16 protein-coding genes are annotated in these 18,092 nt (G+C 36.6%); 7 read left to right on the top strand and 9 right to left on the bottom strand.

The window, feature by feature from the left end; all coding sequences use genetic code 11:
* Positions 1 to 139: 139 nt before the first annotated feature.
* Positions 140 to 2,032: an endonuclease MutS2 gene (locus AC4GZ8_RS24800; protein WP_491084558.1), complete on the top strand. Its 1,893-nt coding sequence runs from the start codon at positions 140 to 142 to the stop codon at positions 2,030 to 2,032.
* Positions 2,033 to 2,223: 191 nt separating this feature from the next.
* Positions 2,224 to 3,552 carry an FAD-dependent oxidoreductase gene (locus AC4GZ8_RS24795; RefSeq protein WP_491084557.1) on the top strand — a complete coding sequence of 443 codons (1,329 nt, stop codon included), beginning with the start codon at positions 2,224 to 2,226 and terminating at the stop codon, positions 3,550 to 3,552.
* Positions 3,553 to 3,592: 40 nt separating this feature from the next.
* On the opposite strand, the gene xylE is transcribed toward AC4GZ8_RS24795, so the two are convergent.
* Both xylE and xylA read right to left on the bottom strand, forming a co-directional pair.
* Positions 3,593 to 4,996 (bottom strand): D-xylose transporter XylE, encoded by a 1,404-nt coding sequence (xylE, locus tag AC4GZ8_RS24790; RefSeq protein ID WP_491084560.1) that lies wholly within the window; start codon positions 4,994 to 4,996, stop codon positions 3,593 to 3,595.
* A gap of 140 nt (positions 4,997 to 5,136) precedes the next feature.
* A complete protein-coding gene (xylA, locus tag AC4GZ8_RS24785; RefSeq protein ID WP_491084556.1) occupies positions 5,137 to 6,453 on the bottom strand; it encodes a xylose isomerase in 1,317 nt (438 codons plus the stop codon).
* 279 nt (positions 6,454 to 6,732) lie between these two features.
* Between xylA and fumC the strand changes: the two genes are divergently transcribed.
* Positions 6,733 to 8,118, top strand: a complete 1,386-nt coding sequence (gene fumC / locus AC4GZ8_RS24780) for a class II fumarate hydratase (RefSeq protein ID WP_491084555.1) — start codon at positions 6,733 to 6,735, stop codon at positions 8,116 to 8,118.
* A gap of 102 nt (positions 8,119 to 8,220) precedes the next feature.
* Here the strand turns inward: fumC and AC4GZ8_RS24775 are convergent, their stop codons facing one another.
* Positions 8,221 to 9,561 carry a HAMP domain-containing sensor histidine kinase gene (locus AC4GZ8_RS24775; RefSeq protein WP_491084554.1) on the bottom strand — a complete coding sequence of 447 codons (1,341 nt, stop codon included), beginning with the start codon at positions 9,559 to 9,561 and terminating at the stop codon, positions 8,221 to 8,223.
* Positions 9,558 to 10,232, bottom strand: a complete 675-nt coding sequence (locus AC4GZ8_RS24770; protein WP_491084553.1) for a response regulator transcription factor — start codon at positions 10,230 to 10,232, stop codon at positions 9,558 to 9,560. The genes AC4GZ8_RS24775 and AC4GZ8_RS24770 overlap by 4 nt, the downstream gene beginning before the upstream one ends.
* A gap of 286 nt (positions 10,233 to 10,518) precedes the next feature.
* Here AC4GZ8_RS24770 and AC4GZ8_RS24765 point away from each other — a divergent pair, with 286 nt between their 5' ends.
* From AC4GZ8_RS24765 to AC4GZ8_RS24755, 3 genes are all read left to right on the top strand, one after another.
* The gene (locus tag AC4GZ8_RS24765; protein WP_491084552.1) at positions 10,519 to 11,754 is read left to right on the top strand and encodes a S1C family serine protease; all 1,236 of its coding nucleotides are present in this window, start codon (positions 10,519 to 10,521) and stop codon (positions 11,752 to 11,754) included.
* Between the two features lie 372 nt (positions 11,755 to 12,126).
* Positions 12,127 to 13,587, top strand: coding sequence for a PAS domain S-box protein (locus AC4GZ8_RS24760; RefSeq protein WP_491084551.1), 1,461 nt, complete (start codon positions 12,127 to 12,129; stop codon positions 13,585 to 13,587).
* Positions 13,588 to 13,609: 22 nt separating this feature from the next.
* On the top strand, positions 13,610 to 14,050 hold the full coding sequence (locus AC4GZ8_RS24755) for a GNAT family N-acetyltransferase (RefSeq protein WP_491084550.1): 441 nt from the start codon (positions 13,610 to 13,612) through the stop codon (positions 14,048 to 14,050).
* Positions 14,051 to 14,122: 72 nt separating this feature from the next.
* On the opposite strand, the gene AC4GZ8_RS24750 is transcribed toward AC4GZ8_RS24755, so the two are convergent.
* Positions 14,123 to 14,947, bottom strand: coding sequence for a manganese catalase (locus AC4GZ8_RS24750; protein ID WP_491084549.1), 825 nt, complete (start codon positions 14,945 to 14,947; stop codon positions 14,123 to 14,125).
* Between the two features lie 151 nt (positions 14,948 to 15,098).
* Between AC4GZ8_RS24750 and AC4GZ8_RS24745 the strand changes: the two genes are divergently transcribed.
* Positions 15,099 to 15,890: a DUF2935 domain-containing protein gene (locus tag AC4GZ8_RS24745; protein ID WP_491084548.1), complete on the top strand. Its 792-nt coding sequence runs from the start codon at positions 15,099 to 15,101 to the stop codon at positions 15,888 to 15,890.
* A 35-nt stretch (positions 15,891 to 15,925) separates the two neighbouring features.
* Here AC4GZ8_RS24745 and AC4GZ8_RS24740 read toward each other — a convergent pair whose 3' ends face one another.
* Genes AC4GZ8_RS24740 through AC4GZ8_RS24725 form a run of 4 tightly spaced genes read right to left on the bottom strand, consistent with a single transcriptional unit; the run spans position 15,926 to position 18,086 of the window.
* Positions 15,926 to 16,816: an EamA family transporter gene (locus AC4GZ8_RS24740; protein ID WP_491084547.1), complete on the bottom strand. Its 891-nt coding sequence runs from the start codon at positions 16,814 to 16,816 to the stop codon at positions 15,926 to 15,928.
* A gap of 20 nt (positions 16,817 to 16,836) precedes the next feature.
* Complete coding sequence (locus AC4GZ8_RS24735) at positions 16,837 to 17,154, bottom strand: DMT family transporter (RefSeq protein WP_491084546.1); 318 nt, start codon at positions 17,152 to 17,154, stop codon at positions 16,837 to 16,839.
* A 1-nt stretch (position 17,155) separates the two neighbouring features.
* On the bottom strand, positions 17,156 to 17,500 hold the full coding sequence (locus AC4GZ8_RS24730; protein WP_491084545.1) for a DMT family transporter: 345 nt from the start codon (positions 17,498 to 17,500) through the stop codon (positions 17,156 to 17,158).
* The gene (locus tag AC4GZ8_RS24725) at positions 17,493 to 18,086 is read right to left on the bottom strand and encodes a TetR/AcrR family transcriptional regulator (RefSeq protein ID WP_491084544.1); all 594 of its coding nucleotides are present in this window, start codon (positions 18,084 to 18,086) and stop codon (positions 17,493 to 17,495) included. Before AC4GZ8_RS24725 ends, AC4GZ8_RS24730 begins: the two co-directional genes overlap by 8 nt.
* Between the last annotated feature and the right edge of the window lie 6 nt (positions 18,087 to 18,092).

Genomic DNA, 18,092 nt, shown 5'->3' with positions numbered 1-18,092 from the left:
CTGTTTACAAGGTATCAAATATTACGTTCGACTTAATTGAAACCGCCGTATACCGAACGGTACGTACGGTGGTGTGAGAGGTCGGGGGTTAGTCACCCCCTCCTACTCGATTATTTACTAACATAGGAGGTTCAAACCATTGAACAAGAAAACAATTGAAAGTCTAGAATTTGATAAAGTATTGGCATTACTTAGTGAGTATGCTATGAGTGATGCTGCAAAACAACGAGCATTAGACCTTTTACCAATTAATGATCAAGGGAAAATAATAAGATGGCTAAATGAAACAACAGAGGCATGTACAATTATCGAAAAATCCTCTAGTATCCCTGTTCATTCGTTACATGGAGTGGAGCACATTGTTACACTCGTTGATAAAGGCTATCTGCCTACACCAGATCAATTTGAATTTTTAGGAACCTTTCTGGATAGTGTCAAAAAAATCAAACGATTTATGATCAAACAAGAATATCACGCACCAACAATTAGTTCATATGCATACTCTCTTTACGAGTTAACAGACCTTGCAGAGGAAGTATCAAGATGTATTCGGAATAATCAAGTGGACGATTATGCAAGTAGATCTTTAGCTAAATTAAGGAACAAGCTAGTTTCCATTGATGAAAAAATAAAAACAAAGCTTGGTCAAATAATGAAAACATCTTCTTCTTATCTCCAAGAACAGGTGATCAGTGTTCGAAATGGGAGATATGTAGTACCAGTGAAAAGTGAATATAAACGTAAATTTTCAGGAACAATCGTTGACCAATCTTCCAGCGGGCAAACGGTTTTTATGGAACCAGATGATATAAACAAACTACAAGACGAACTGACCTATTTAAAAGCAGAAGAGGAAGTCGAGATTCAAAAGATATTAGGCCATTTAACAGATATGACAGCATCCTATAAACACGAACTGCTTATTAATATAGAAGGAATGGTTTCGTATGACTTTATTTTTGCAAAGGCAAAGCTGAGTAAATATATGAATGGAAATGAGGTGAAAATTCAACAAGCTGAAGGCTTTGAATTATACAATGTAAGACATCCATTGCTTGGGGCAAGTGCTGTTCCATTAACTATGACGCTTGGGAAGGAATACATGGCATTAGTCATAACTGGACCAAATACAGGTGGAAAAACTGTTACAATCAAAACAATCGGCTTATTAGCGATGATGGTTCAATCAGGTCTTCATATTCCAGCAGATCCTGACAGCTGTTTTTGTATAGTGAAAAACATCTTCGTTGACATTGGTGATAAGCAAAGCATCGAGCATTCTTTAAGTACTTTTTCATCACATATAACAAATGTCATTGAGATTTTAAAGACTTCACGTGAAGAAACTCTTGTGATTCTTGATGAAATTGGCTCAGGGACAGATCCGAGAGAAGGAATGGGGCTAGCGATATCAATTCTTGAAGCTCTATACAACTCAGGTGCGATGCTTGTTGCAACAACACATTATAGTGAGATTAAGGATTTTGCTGAAAAAGCAGCAGGCTTCCAAAATGGATCAATGGATTTTAATATAGAAACTCTACAACCTTTATATAGATTAATTGTTGGAAAAGGAGGAGACAGTCAAGCATTCTCAATTGCCCAAAAATTAGGAATGCCAATGGAAATTATCGAAAGAGCAAAAGAAATATCCTGCCGTCAACCAACTAAAGACACAACAATTATTCCTGCAATAAAGGAAAGAGAAAGATTACGCCATAATAAAGTTCAGAGAGAGGATAAGCAGATTCAATCCTATCAAGTAGGGGACGCAGTTTGGATCCCGCACCTGCAAACAAAGGGTATTGTCGAAAAAACCTTAAATACGATGGGAGAACTAAAGCTTGTAGTGAAGGGGGAGAAAGTAACAATCAATCATAAAAGGGTAAAACCTTTTATCCAGGCAGAAGAGTTATATCCAGATCAATATGACTTAGATCAGGTTTTTGATGCAAAGGATATAAGGAAAAAGAAGAAATTAATGAAACGTAAACATGCTGATGGAGTGGTAATCGAATATAAAGAAGATTAAAAAGATAAATAGGTGTGAGAGAAGAGCTCACACCTATTTAAAATTTTATTGTGAAAAACTTCACAAAGGGTATTGAGTTTTTGAAAGGGGTGCATTATAATAAAGTCATCAAGTGAATGTGAAGTGTTTCACAAATTTATGTGAAATTATTCACAAATAAAATTAACGATCATTCTTAGGAGGAATTTTACATGAAAATTGCTGTTATTGGATGTACACATGCAGGAACCGCTGCTGTTTCAAATATGATAAAACTATACCCAGAGGCAGAAATTACAGTTTACGAAAAAAATGATACTATTTCTTTTCTATCTTGTGGCATTGCTTTGCATGTTAGTGGGGTTGTAGAGGATCCAAATGGTTTATTTTATTGTACACCTGAGGAATTAACAAATCTCGGTGTAAACATGCGAATAAAGCATGAAGTCTGTGATATTAATGTTGAAGAGAAAACAATCACTGCAAAAAACCTAACAACAAACTCAATTGTTTACGATACATTTGATAAGCTTGTTATAACAACAGGTTCATGGCCAGTTATTCCTAAAATTGAAGGCATCGATATGGAAAATGTTTTATTATGTAAAAACTTCCATCATGCTAACACAATTATTGAAAAAGCAAAGGATGTACAAAACATTGTTGTTGTAGGTGCAGGTTATATAGGTATTGAATTAGTAGAAGCTTTTGAAATGAGTGGCAAAAACGTAACACTTATTGATGGTGAAGAGAGAATCTTAAGCAAGTATTTAGATAAAGCATTTACAGATGTAATCGAACAAGATTTTCAAGATCGGAATGTAAAACTTGCCTTAGGTGAAACAGTGACTCGTTTTGTAGGAAATAATGAGAAGGTAACGGGTGTTGAAACGACAAAAGGAACGTATGAAGCAGAGCTTGTTATCCTTTGCATTGGCTTCCAACCGAATACGCACTTAGTTAAAGGTCAAATTGAGATGCTTCATAATGGTGCGATTAAAGTCGACGATTATATGAGAACAAGTCATAAAGACGTATTTGCAGCAGGTGATAGCTGTGCGATTCGCTACAATCCAACAGGTGAGTATGCGTATATCCCATTAGCAACAAATGCGGTGCGAATGGGAACACTAGTAGCAAAAAACTTAGTAAAACCGACAATTCGCTATATGGGAACACAAGGCACATCTGGTATTAAAATTTATGATCAAAACATTGCGACAACAGGTTTAACAGAAACCTCAGCACTTCGTATGGGGATGAATGTGAAAAGTATCACAATATTTGAGCATGATCGGCCGGAATTCATGCCGACTTTTGAAAATATTACCTTAAAAGTTGTCTATGAAGAAGATACAAAACGAATTGTAGGGGCACAGGTCATGTCTAAGGTAGATGTTACACAGTCTATTAATACACTATCAGTCTGTATCCAAACCGGCATGACTATGGACGAATTAGGTTTTGTTGATTTCTTCTTCCAGCCACATTACAACAAGCCGTGGAATTTCTTAAATCAAGCAGGATTGCAGACAATTTAATATAGGAAAAAGGCGTTGGAAAAACTCCAACGCCTTTTCACTATGCAATTCTTTTATTTTGTTTGCGTTTCCATAAATTCTCCATTTGTTCCAATGTTTTTCCTTTTGTTTCAGGTACAAACTTCCAAACAAAGATGGCTGATAGAATACTCATGACTCCGTAGAATCCGTATGTTAATCCTCCGCTGTATTCCATCATCATCGGGTACGTTGAGGAGATAAAGTAGTTAGCAGCCCATTGTGCGGCAACAGCAATGGCCACTGCTTGTCCTCTAATTTTATTAGGGAAGATTTCGGAAATAAGCACCCAACAAATTGGCCCCCAAGACATCATGAAAGATGCTGTGTAAACAATGATGAATAAAAGGGTGCTAATCCCGATTATTCCACTGAATGCCATCGCGGAAACACCAAACATACCTAATGCCATTCCGATGGAACCTACAATTAACAATGGCTTACGTCCCCATTTATCAACAGTTAAAATGGCAACGATTGTAAAGATCGCATTTACTAAGCCCATTACGATTGTTTGAAGCATGGATGCATCTTTTGCAGCTCCCATACTTTCGAAAATGCGGGGAGCGTAATATAAAGCGACATTGATTCCAACAAACTGTTGGAATACTGAAAGCAAGATCCCAATAACAATGACTAATTTTCCATAAGAGAAAAGCTTACCTTTAGGAATTGTAACCGTTTGTTTAATTTCCGATAAAATGTTTTTTGCTTCTGCAGTACCATTGATTTTCTCAAGTATGTGTAAAGCTTTTGTTTCTTCCTTTTTCATTGCCAAATAACGAGGTGTCTCTGGTACGAATAATAATAGGACTGCAAATAACACGGCTGGGATCGCTTCAGAAGCAAACATATATCTCCAGCCAATATCATTGATCCATTCTAATGATTGTCCTCTTGCAATTCCCCAGTTTACAAAGTAAACCACTAGCATCCCAAAGATAATAGCAAATTGATTAAAGGAAACTAACCGGCCGCGAATATTTGCCGGAGCAATTTCACTAATATACATAGGACAAATAGCAGAAGCCAGTCCTACGCCAATACCACCTAAAATACGGTAAATATTAAATGTTATTAACAGTGAAACAGTAGGCTCACCAACTGTAAAAAATAGAAATTCCGGATATGCTGAACCTAGTGCTGACAGAATAAATAAGACAGCTGCAATGAATAGAGACTTTTTACGTCCAAAATTTGAAGCAAAGTATCCTGAAATGATTCCCCCAATAATACACCCGATTAGTGCACTGGAAGTTGTAACTCCGTGGATAAATGTATCAAGTCCTAAGCTATCTATAAAATACGCTTCAAGAGACTTTTCAGCTCCTGAAATAACGGCAGTATCGTAACCGAAGAGCAATCCTCCGAGTGTTGCAACAAGTGTGATGACAAGGATATAGATTGAATTTTGTTTTTTCATAATGTTGTTTATAGAGTCAGTTGAATGTTGATTATCACAAAAAGATAACGTTTGCAAAACTTTTCAACAATACTGTCTCTATTCTCCTTTCTTGAGTAATACAATCCAGATCGTGTGCTAGGTAACCTAGCACACGTGATAAATTAAAGTGTTTCTAGAATGTATTGATTGACTATTGCTTTCAATCGTTCTTGACGACCGGATTGATTTTTAATTTCTGTTAAATTTAGAGCATATTTCTCTAGTTTGTGGAAGTCTGTTTTTCCTTCTACAATCTCAAGTCCAATGCCTTCAGAATAGCTGCTATATCTTTGTTCAATAAAGTCTTCTAATACTCGATCTTCAAGAAGCTTGTTTGCTACTTTTAAGCCAATTGCAAAGCTGTCCATTCCTGCAATATGTGCATGGAAAAGATCTTCTGCATCAAATGAGCCTCTTCGTACTTTGGCATCAAAGTTTAATCCGCCTTTACCAAGCCCGCCATTTTGTAAGATCTCATACATCGCTAGTGTTGTTGAATATAAGTCTGTTGGGAATTCATCAGTATCCCATCCCAGTAATGAATCACCTTGGTTTGCATCAACCGAACCCAGCATATTATTAATACGGGCCACACGTAATTCATGTTCAAATGTATGCCCAGCAAGAGTAGCGTGGTTTGCTTCTATATTAAATTTGAAATAATCTGTTAAGCCATATTTTTGTAAAAAGGCCAATCCTGTTGCTACATCAAAATCATATTGGTGTTTAGTAGGTTCCTTTGGTTTCGGCTCAATTAAGAATGGAGCATCAAAGCCGATTTCCTTTGCATAATCAATTGCCATATGGAATAAACGAGCGAGATTATCTTGCTCAAGCTTCATGTTCGTATTAAGGAGTGTTTCATAGCCTTCACGTCCACCCCAGAACACATAGTTTTCTGCTCCGAGCTCTTTTCCTACTTCCAATCCTTTTTTTACTTTTGCTGCTGAGTAGGCAAAAACGTCTGCGTTGTTAGAAGTAGCTGCTCCATGAACATATCTAGGATGAGTAAACATATTTGCTGTATTCCATAATAGCTTTGTTTTACTTGTACTCATATATTCCTTAATCATCGCAACAATTGTGTCGATATTTTTATATGTTTCTGCTAATGTCGAACCTTCAGGGGCAATGTCCACATCATGGAAGCAGAAAAAAGGAACATCAAGCTTCTCAAAAAACTCAAATGCAGCTTCTACCCTTGCTTTAGCTAAATCCATTCCTTGTAAGTGGTTCCAAGGGCGAATGGCAGTTCCTACCCCGAATGGATCAGATCCATCAGCTGTAAATGTATGCCAATAAGCAACAGAAAAGCGAAGAATTTCTTCCATGGATTTTCCGTTAATTATTTCTTTAGGATTATAATATTTAAATGAAAAAGGATTTTGTGATCTAGAACCTTCATATTGAATGTTTGAAATTTCTTTAAAGTAACTCATTTTGTATCCTCCTAATAATCTATTTATCTAGTAACTGATATCGCTTACAAATTGTACTTACTAGTAAGATAATCTTTAACTGGTTTTTATTATAGCATCATCAACTTAGTTTGTCTATCCGATAAACTAAGTTTTATGAAAAAATTTAAATAAAATTATAATATTAAAAAATAATATACTTTGAAATTTCATTGAATGGCGGGAAGAATGGCTTCCCTTTTAAAACCAAAGGAAAAATCATACAATAGAGGAGTGAAGTCATTTTTCGGAGGTGTTATTTTGAATTATCGTGTAGAGAAAGACACAATGGGTGAAATTCAAGTACCAGCTGATAAGTATTGGGGAGCACAAACACAACGAAGCAGACATAATTTTAAAATTGGTACGGAAAAAATGCCAAATGAGGTCATTACAGGCTTTGCCATCTTAAAAAGAAGTGCTGCGCTTGTTAATGAATCACTTGGAAAGCTACATCCTTCAAAAGCAGCTGCGATCATTCATGCATGTGATGAAATTATAGAAGGAAAATTAATTGATCATTTTCCACTTGTAGTATGGCAAACTGGAAGCGGTACGCAGAGTAATATGAATGTCAATGAGGTTGTGGCTAGAAGAGGGAATGAACTATTAAAGGAAAGGGGAATCAATGAAGTTATTCATCCAAATGATGATGTGAACATGAGTCAAAGTTCAAATGATACATTCCCAACTGCCATGCATATTGCGGGAGTACTAGCGGTAGAAACAAAGCTTATCCCAGCGATTGATCAGCTTTTTGCCACATTGAATAAGAAAGTAGAGCAGTTTAAGAATGTGGTGAAAATTGGTCGTACTCATTTACAGGATGCAACACCATTAACCTTAGGTCAGGAAATTAGTGGATGGGCTTATATGCTTTCACAAACAAAGGAAATGATTGAGCATGCCACAGCCTATATGAAAAATTTAGCAATTGGCGGAACTGCGGTTGGAACAGGGATTAATGCACATCCTGAATTTGGGGACCGTGTTGCAAAGGAAATTAGTCAATTTACGAAAAAAGAATTTAAATCCTCAAGCAATAAATTTCATGCACTAACAAGTCATGATGAGACGGTGTACGCTCATGGTGCGTTAAAGGCATTAGCTGCCAATTTAATGAAAATTGCTAATGATGTACGTTTGCTTGCAAGTGGACCAAGATGTGGAATTGGTGAGATTACCATTCCGGAAAATGAACCGGGAAGCTCTATTATGCCGGGGAAAGTCAATCCAACACAAAGTGAAGCAATCACAATGATTGCTGTTCAGGTTATGGGAAATGATGCGACCATCGGCTTTGCTGCAAGCCAGGGAAACTTTGAATTAAATGTGTTTAAGCCCGTTATTATTTATAATTTCCTCCAATCCGTCCAGCTTTTATCTGATGGAATGAATTCCTTCCATGATAAATGTGCGGTTGGGATCGAAGCAAATATACCTGTTATTGAAAAGTATGTAAAAGATTCATTGATGCTTGTAACAGCATTAAACCCGCATATCGGTTATGAAAATGCTGCTAAAATAGCAAAGCTCGCTCATAAAGAAGATAAAACATTAAAGGAAGCCGCTATTCAGCTTCAATTACTAACAGCAGAGGAATTTGATCAGTATGTAAAACCTGAAGAGATGACGTATCCGAAATAAAGAGAAACTTCCATCAGTGGGAGGTTCATCCCACACTAATGGTTTGTTGAACCAATCAGATCTTTATGGACAGTATTAGTGGGATAAAAGAAGCCTGGCAAACTAGTTTGCCAGGCTATTTCCTGAAGGTATTTCTAAATAAAATGCAGCACCATTTCTTTCGTTCACAGCCCAAACTTTGGCATTATGTAAATCAGCAATTCGTTTTACAATACTAAGTCCGATTCCAAACTCACCTTTTTCTCCTTTTTGAAATGGCTCGAAAAGCTGTTCCATCATATCTTCATCAATCGGCGGTCCATCATTCCAAATGGTGAGCAGGAGCTTATCGCCATCCTTAGAAATGGAGATAGAAATCATTTGATCCGCATATCTTAATGAATTTTCAAGAAGATTCTCCAGAAGCTTTTCCCATTGTTCGGAATCGCCATTAATCATTCCTTCTTCTAGCTTTAAATCCCATTTTAAGCCTGATTTTGCCCATTTTATTCGTTCAACTTCTTCTCGAATGAGTGTATCAAGGCGAAACTCGCTTTTCCTTGGTTTCCGTGTTGATAAAAAGTCCAGTTTGGTTAAATAAAGTAAATCCTTTATTTTTTTCTCAAGTTTTTCTGATTCATCTTCAATTACATCCATAGTGCTTGAGAGGTCTCCTTTTGGAAAGATCCCATCATTAACAGACCTTGCATATCCTCTTATGACCATGACAGGTGTTTTTAAATCATGTGAAATATTTTGTAATAAAGTCTGCTGGGCTTCATCTTTTCTCACAAGGTGCTGGCGCATTTTTTCAATGGTTTGCCCAAGCTTGCCAATTTCATCATTTCGATCAACTTCAACAGGCTCATGCCATTCTTGATCTGAGATGTTTTTTACGTGTTTTTCAAGCTTTACAAGAGGCTTCGATAAATAGCGGGCCAGCCATATAGATGGGATCCAACTAAATAAAAAGACAATCGCCATGATAATCATTAACTGACGAAAAAGAGTGAAGACAAGATCATTCCGATAGGAATCCCATGAATATGATAATAGATAGCTTGGTTCCCCATTCACGGTTAGCTTTCGAATAACATAAAAAAGTGTCTGGTTTTTTAAATTTTTCTCATAACGCTCAACCGACCTTGTTTGATTCATTGCCAATTCCTGCGTATGCCTAATAAAATCAATTGGTAGTTCATCTGAATATAAGTAAAATGCACTTTGAATTGGAAGGACTAAATGGGACACCGTACGGTCGTTTTGTTTTTCAATCCCAATATTATTTCCAGGATTTCCATACTCTGTTAATACAAGTTGTTCATTTTCGATTGTCTTATAAATTTCTTTTGTAAAAAAACCACGTAAAGTTGTAGGAAATAAAATAACTAATAAAAGTGATATGACTAAAAGGATTCCTGAGAAAACGATCCATATTTGAAAAGCTAATGGTTTGTTTTTCATCCTTTTAGCATCCTATATCCAAAGCCATAAATCGTTTCCAGCTTTAATTCCGGCATCTTTTTTCTTAACCTTCTTACTAAATCATCCACAACACGGTCTGTTCCAAAGTAATCCTCTCCCCATAAGTTTGTTAGGATTTGTTCTCTAGAAAAAGCTTGCCCTTTGTTGTGAAGGAAAAGCTGAAGAAGATCAAATTCCTTAGAGGTGAGGTTGACCTCATTACCTTTAAAGTAAACGATCCGTACTTGTTCATCAATTTCATATGGATCAAGCTGTATCAGATGACTAGAGGTATTAGATTCATCTGTATATGTTCTTGATAAAATTTTTTGAGCACGAATGACGAGTTCTCTAGGGAGAAATGGCTTTGAGATGTAATCATCACTTCCTAGTTCTAGTCCTAATACACGATCAATATCTGCATCCCTTGCAGATATAAAGATAACAGGTACATCGGGTGTAGCAGCTTTAATTTCCCTAATTAATTGATATCCATCAATATCAGGTAGCATAATATCTAAAATCCACAAATGTGGTGGAGTGTTTATTAATTTTCTGGCATCAGAACCAGTCATGAAAGAGGTGACAGACCAATTTTCATTTTTTAAGTACATTGTTAATAATTCATTTAAATTTTGTTCATCTTCAACTAAATACACGTTGTAACTCATTTTTTTCACTTCCTCTCAACGCTATTATACAACCTTCATTCTTTCTCGTTGAGTAATTTCACAATTTCCCATAATTCTCTCATTATTATCCCAAACTCTTTTCATATACTTAAGCTAATCAAAAAAGCGAACAAATTAAGTTGAAACCCGAAAAGGAGATCTGAACAATGAGAGCTATTATTTTTACAGGTATTTCACTTTTATTGCTATTAATTGTCATAGGTGGATTTGTAAGTTCACAGGGTGTTTAAATAAAAAACTGAATAATATTTTGGAGGTAGTTAACATGGGATATTATGATGAAACAGAAATAACACGCGAATACAAAAAGCCGCGCAAAAACTTTAAACCTATTTTTTCTTCCATTATTAGTGGAGTAGTTGGGGGAGCACTTGTACTAGGGGTGACCACTTTTACAAATGATCAACAGCAACCTAATGTAACAGAAAATAACCAAGCTGTTGAAACAGCTGCTCAAAATGAAAATTCAACAGCGACAGTTAATACACAAGCATTATCAAATAGCTCAAACCCGATTGCAGATATTGTAGATAGCTTATCTCCAGCGATTGTTGGAATTACAAATATACAAACACAAACAAGTGGGGACATGTTTAGAAATCCAACTAGTGAAAGTGTTGAAAGTGGAACAGGTTCTGGCGTGATTTTTAAGAAGGAAGGCAACGCTGGTTATATTATTACAAATAACCATGTTATTGAGGGTGCCCAATCGATTGAAGTGACGCTATATAGTGGGGAAAAAGTAAAAGCAGAATTAGTTGGTACAGATGCATTAACAGATATTGCCGTTTTGAAAATTGATGCTGATCATGTGACAGTTGTAGCTGAAATGGGTGACTCCTCAAAGCTTCGAACAGGAGAAAATGTCATTGCAATTGGAAATCCATTGGGTGAAGAGTTCTCAAGAACTGTAACACAAGGAATTATTAGCGGGGTTGACCGAACAATTGATGTCACAACATCTGAAGGTAATTGGGCACTAGATGTTCTTCAAACAGATGCAGCGATAAATCCTGGTAACAGCGGTGGGCCGCTAATCAATATGAGCGGACAGGTTATTGGAATCAATAGCCTAAAGATAACAGAAAGTGGTGTCGAAGGTTTAGGATTTGCTATTCCGAGTAATGATGTGCTACCTATTGCTGAAGAGTTAATGAATAATGGGAAAATCCAACGCCCATTCCTGGGAGTAGGTTTAGTAGAGATGAGTGAAATTCCTCAGTATTACTTGCAGGAACAAATGAAACTGCCTAAGGATATAACTAAAGGTGTAATCGTTGGAAATGTCTCACCAAATTCCCCGGCTGATGAGGCAGGCATAAAGCAACAAGATGTGATTGTTTCAATGAACGATCAAGCGATTACGAATGCGAGTGACCTAAGGAAGTTTCTTTATACAGAAACAGAGATAGGTGAAGAAGTAGACGTAACACTTTACCGTGCAGGTGAAAAAGTAACGGTCAAAATTAAACTGACAAATCGTGATGCAACAAACGCATAGTACTTACATCTAGCAATAGGAAAAGCCATTACTCTTTATATAGATAATGAAGCTGACATGATGCAATGATCTCCCCCCTTCAGATCATTGACAGATTGTCAGCTTTTTGCTTTTTCTTTATGCATAGGAAATATAAAACTCTTTGATTAACTGTCTTTAGGGGTTTAGCAGCAAATGAATTGAAGCCAAAACGTCATTTATTCATTTGCTACTTATTTGCAAGAGGCAGATCAAGTCGCTTATGCTTATTGTTAATGAAAGAAACATTTGTAAAAAAGGGAAGAGTTTGAAAACTAGATAGTGTAAAATAAAAAAATGGGTACTAGTTCATAAAGCATACATATTCTTTTGAAAACTAGGAAGGGGAACACCATGAATAGCATACAAATAGAGCGAAAGAAAGAAAAGCTGGAAATCTTTATAAAAGAAAGCCCGTTTATTAAACCGCTTTTTGAAGAATCCAAGCAAGAAGCTTACTATGCATTGGATCTTGAAGGCAAGTTTGTAAAGGTAAACCGTGCTTGTGAAAAGATATCGGGATATAGACAGGATGAATTAACCCGTTTCTTTTATAAGGATATAGTAGTAGAGAATCATCTTGCAGATGTACATACAAAGTTTCATCACGCATTAAACGGAGCAATCCAACAATACGAATGTACAATAATAACGAAAAATAACAACAGAGTGGATTTAGAAGTAACGAATTCTCCCATTATTATTGATAATGAGATTATCGGTGTTTATGGCATTGCAAAGGATATAACTGATTTTAACGAACAAAGAAAGAAGCTAAAGGAAAGTGAACGTCTTCATCGCAGTCTGATAGAACATTCTCCTGATGGAGTGATCATTAGTCAGGAGCAACGGGTTGTTTTTGCGAACAAAAAAGCTTCCCAGTTGCTAGGTGGAAATGATGTTGAAGATGTTTTAGGAAAAGAAGTGAGTCGATTTTTTCAAGGTTACTCAAGTATGCTTAGCCATAATTTAAGCATGGCTGAGCAGGGAATAGCATCAGATCTGCTTGAGGAAAAGATGCTTCGTTTAAACGGAGAAGAATTGGATGTTGGAGTTAAAGCGATTCCTACCATTTTTCAAGAAAATCAGGCAGTTTATTTGATTATTAGAGATATTTCAGAAAGAAAGCTAGCCCATGAAATGATGATTAACTCAGAAAAATTAGCCGTTGCTGGTCAATTAGCAGCTGGAATCGCTCATGAAATACGCAATCCTATTACTGCGATAAAAGGCTTCTTACAGTTGATGGACAGTGGGAAAAACTATAAACAAGAATTTTTCACTGTTATCTCTGCTGAAATTAATCGAATGGAAATTATTTTGAGTGAATTATTAGCATTAGCAAAGCCGCAATTAGAACGTTATCGCCATAAGGATATTCAAGGAATTTTACAGCATGTTGTAGCCCTCACGAAATCACAAGCAATTTTACATAATGTTCATATTTCGACTAAACTTCTTCATAAGCCTTTATTTGTTTTGTGTGATGAAAATAAATTAAAGCAGGTTTTTATTAATTTCATAAAAAATGCAATAGAGGCAATGAAGAATGGAGGTTCCATTACGTTAAGTGTTGCTCAATTTGATGATTCTTCTGTTGTGATAAAGATTCAAGATGAAGGACCAGGCATTCCAAAGGAAATCCTAAAAAGGATAGGTGAACCCTTTTTTACAACAAAAGAAAATGGTACAGGATTAGGAGTTATGGTCAGTTTTGAAATTGTGAAACATCATAATGGAGATGTCAGCATTGAGAGCGATACTAGTGGTACAACAATTTCAATTCAACTCCCAATTTCAGAACCTGAGGACTGAATATGAGAGAGTGGGGAAAAATATGGAGATTAGAACGAAACGATTAATCATCAAACCTTGTGTAGATAATTTGCTGGAAGATGACAAAGAAGTAAAGCCTCATATCCAACACTATTTAGAAGAACTAGAAATGGATAAAGATCTTCTTGGATGGGGAGTGTGGCTTGTATTCTCACAAAAGAATCAGCAATTAATTGGTGATATAGGTTTTAAAGGAAAACCAGATCATGGTGTTGTAGAAGTTGGATATGGTATCTATCCTGATGCACAAAACAAAGGATATGCGACTGAGGCAGTTCAAGCATTATTTGACTGGGCTTTTCAAACAGGTCAAGTAAATAAAATCATTGCGGAATGCTTAAAAACGAATCACGCTTCCATTCGTGTATTAGAAAAGCTATTTATGAATAAAGTAGAGCAGGACGAACAATACGTGTATTGGGAAAAACATATCTACCATTAAACTCGATGATGTAACAAAAGCGCAAGCGCCTTATGATTATTACCGATAAACGGGCGTTTTGCGCTTTTGTTCTTAACAACTACTAGGCGGTGTATTATGGTACACAGGCGGTGCTGGGCGCAAGACTGGTTTTGGAGCGTGCGGTTGCGGGTGTTGTACGTATTCAAAAACACCTTGACCATCCATACTTGGTCCACTGGCCCAACGGCCTTGTGCACTTTCTTCACCTCTTGATAGATTCATAAATTTATATGAGAACGCCTGTGCTTCCAACTGTATTGGGAATGTATTTGGTACCGTTCTTCCTTCCTTGGCTTCTAGCTCTGCAATAGCTGCTATCCATTGATTTTGATGCATCCGATCTCTCGCAATTAAAAATGACAGCATATCTTTGACTCCGCGGTCATCCGTTGCTTCATATAAACGAACAGCTTGTAAACGGCCTTGTGACTCTGCATTAAGATTTGCTCGAAAATCTGCCAACAAATTACCACTAGCAATAATATAATCTGCTGTCCAGCGATTACCTACACTATCCGCTGGCATTGCTCCTAATCCAGATACAATTGCATGCTGCGGATTCATACCGCCTAGTACAGCTTCAATTACAGGGTTTTTCGCAGCCTCCTCCTGTTCTTTTAAGGGTGCGTTATCAAGTAATCTTCCAATCATGGTTGCTAGCATTTCGATATGAGCAAGTTCCTCAGTTCCTATATCTAATAACATGTCTTTATACTTTCCTGGACATCTTGTTGCCCATCCTTGAAATAAGTATTGCAAGGCAACAGATATTTCGCCGAATTGACCACCTAAAATTTCCTGAAGCTTTTTTGCGTATACAGCGTCTGGACGTTCGGGTTTCGCATTGTATTGAAGTTCCTTGATGTGAAAAAACATGAAGAAACCCTCCTCGTTTGTTAGTGGTTGAACAAGAATATATATATTCTTTCGTGTATTGTCCTATTACTGAATAACCACTCTTCTTTTACTAAAACGAGTTCTATAAACATACACATTAATGAAGAGTGTATGAGGAGGTCAAAAAAAGATGAAAACTTTTGAGGAAGCTGCTGCTTTTGAGCATCAATTCTGGTTGCAGGTACTTGGAGATCATGCAAGGTTTATTTTAGAATCATTAGCAGTCATGGAAAAAAAAGATATTGAAAAAGCCAAGGATTATAGAGATATATTTGATACCTTATTAAAAAAAGCAAGAGAACAATCAAATTTAACATCCTTAACATTAGAATCAGAGGAATATGTGAAGGAGTTTCGAGAGTTCAAGCTCTCAATCATTAGAAGACATATAGCGGGAGAAATCAAAATTCATCTCTCCCCTACTTTTATTAATCATATGGTCAATGAGCTTGAGGAATATTTACACGTTCTTTCTTATTTAAAAAGAAAGGAAGCCCCGCCGATATTTCATGAGCTACATCACCATCTATTGTGGCTATTAGATGCAGCTGGTCATGCAGGGGCTGTTTCTGACGAATTAGATGCCACAGAAAAAAAGCTCAAACGAAAAAGTGATGAATATGTTAAAGACTTTGAGGAATTTTACTTAAAAGCGGTTGAGTTATCGGGATATTTACGAGCAAATATTGATTCTTTCCCAGCGTTAACAAGAATGAATAAAGAAGTACAACTCGAAATTGAGTTATTCAGAGGATTTTTAGCTGAAGTTGAAGAAATGGAGTTAAACAAGGAAATGCTTAGTACCTTTTCACCTTTGATGGCAGATCATATGATGAGAGAAGAGTGTTATTACCTAATGAAATTGGCGGAGTCAGCTCAAACTAAAATGCCATCTTGTGATCCGACAAAACCTAGAATATAAAAGAGCGGGAAGACAGTGAATACCATATTGTCTTCCTACTCTATTAATGGTTGCTTTTTTGATTGAGTATTAATTTGCGGTATAGCGATCCCTATGATTATCACCATTATCCCCATGACTTGAACCCATGTCACAGCTTCATGGAGGATAAGTACCGAAGCAATGATAGCCGTTGGCAATTCAGCTGCTCCTAAAATGGTTGCAAGTCCTTCACCGATCTTAGGAGTTCCGATAGAAAACAATAGAACAGGTAATAATACTCCAAAGAACCCTAATAAACTACCATACTTCCATAAGCCTTCTCCAAGCGCTCCGTTAACAATAAATTCAGGTGATATAATAATGAATAGGAAGATAAGTGCACCGAGTGACATAAAAAAACTTCTTGTTAGAGAATGCAGCTGGGTCGCAATTCTGCCGCTGACAAATATAAATAAAGCGAAAGAAAATGCTGCTAATAATCCATATATTAGGCCACTTAGTGTATATCCTTCTATTGGTCCAGAAAATACTCCTCCAGCAAGCAAGGTTCCTAGAAATAACACCAGAATAGAAATTAACTTAGATATTGATGGTAATCTTCGATTCGCAATGGCTTCAATTAATATGCCTATCCAAGTAAATTGGAATAAAAGAATAACAGCAAGAGAGGCTGGAATCGTTTCAAGTGACTTTCCGTATAACAAACCTGTTAAGCTTGTTGTTATTCCAGCAATACATAAGAAAGCTACATCCTTTAAGGAAAATACTTTTTTCATAAATAGAAACGGAATTAAGACAAAGATAAATCCAAACAAATACTGGCTTCCTATTACTTCAGAAACTGTGAAGCCTTGTTGGTAGGCGAGCTTGACAATAACCGATAGAATACCATAGCTGCAGGCTCCTAAAAAAACGTAAAAGGAATATTTTAATGATGCTAGCATAAGAAGTCTCCTTAACTAATTTACGACGGCAAAAATTTCAATCCAACTGTTGCGGATATAATCATAGCAATAAACAATACGCGTTTCCATCCGGCAGGTTCCTTTAAAAAGAGTATGCCAAAGAGTGTACTGCCAACTGTTCCGATTCCTGTCCAGACAGCATAGGCGGTACCCATTGAAATAGTTTCTAATGCTAAAGTTAACAATAAAAAGCTTGTGCCAAACCCTAACAGAAGAAATAGTCCATTCATAAGGCTCTTTTTCTCATTAAAACGTGCAATTGCCGCAACACCAGCTACTTCACAGAGACCAGCTAAAATAAGAAATAACCAATCCATCTTACTTCTCTCCTTTCACAGGCTGGCCATGTTCAGACGTGACCGTTTTCAGACCAACAACACCAATAATAAGGACCGTGCATAAGAAGAGCTTTAACCAGTTTACCTCATGCGAAAAAAAGACGAGCTCTGTAATGACCGTACCGGCTGCCCCCAATCCTGTAAAAACAGCATAAACTGTACTGATCGGAAGTTTTTTCGTTGCAGTTATTAATAAATAAAAACTAACGAAAATACAAACTGCTGTGCCAATCCACTCTAGAGCAGTTGATGCATGCTTCAACCCTGTTACCCAACTAACTTCAAAAAATGTTGATATATAAACAAGAAACCAATACTTATTCATTTTTATTTATTTCCTCCTCTTGAACCGAAATGCCTCTCCAAAAAATTTTCCAACTTGCATTAAGCCTCCTTTGGAATCGATCTGTTCCACTATAGAGCAGCTCAATTTGAATCGAATCAATAAGACCGATAAAGGAGATGACCACTTCATCAACTGCTGATGTAAAAACAGTTTGATGCTTCTCAAGATACTGAAGAAAGAGAAGCTCGATTTCATCGTAAAATTGATACACCTTTTTCATCATGTGTTCATGCAAATGGGAGGGTGGGAGAAAGCCATTTCGCAACAAAAACTTCATGGATGCATGTGTCTCGTATCGATTGCCATAATTCGTTAAAAATTGATAGAGCTTATCATGTAAAGAAATTGTTGAATGACTAGATAAATAGTCTTGTATATATCGTCTTTCATTGTTGATCACATCTTCCAAGATTGTTAAATATAGTTCGTCTTTATTCGCGAAATGTGCATAGATCGATTGTTTTTTAATTCCAACATCATTGGCAATGGAAGCGAGAGATGTGCCATCATAGCCATTTTGCGCAAATTGGATTAATCCAGCATGCTTAATGTTCGTTGCAGACATGTTATC

This window comes from Metabacillus sp. RB-C-LZQ-3-1 (assembly GCF_058315175.1).
Note: the sequence above shows the minus strand (reverse complement) of the source record. Positions and strands in the feature narration are given on the sequence as shown.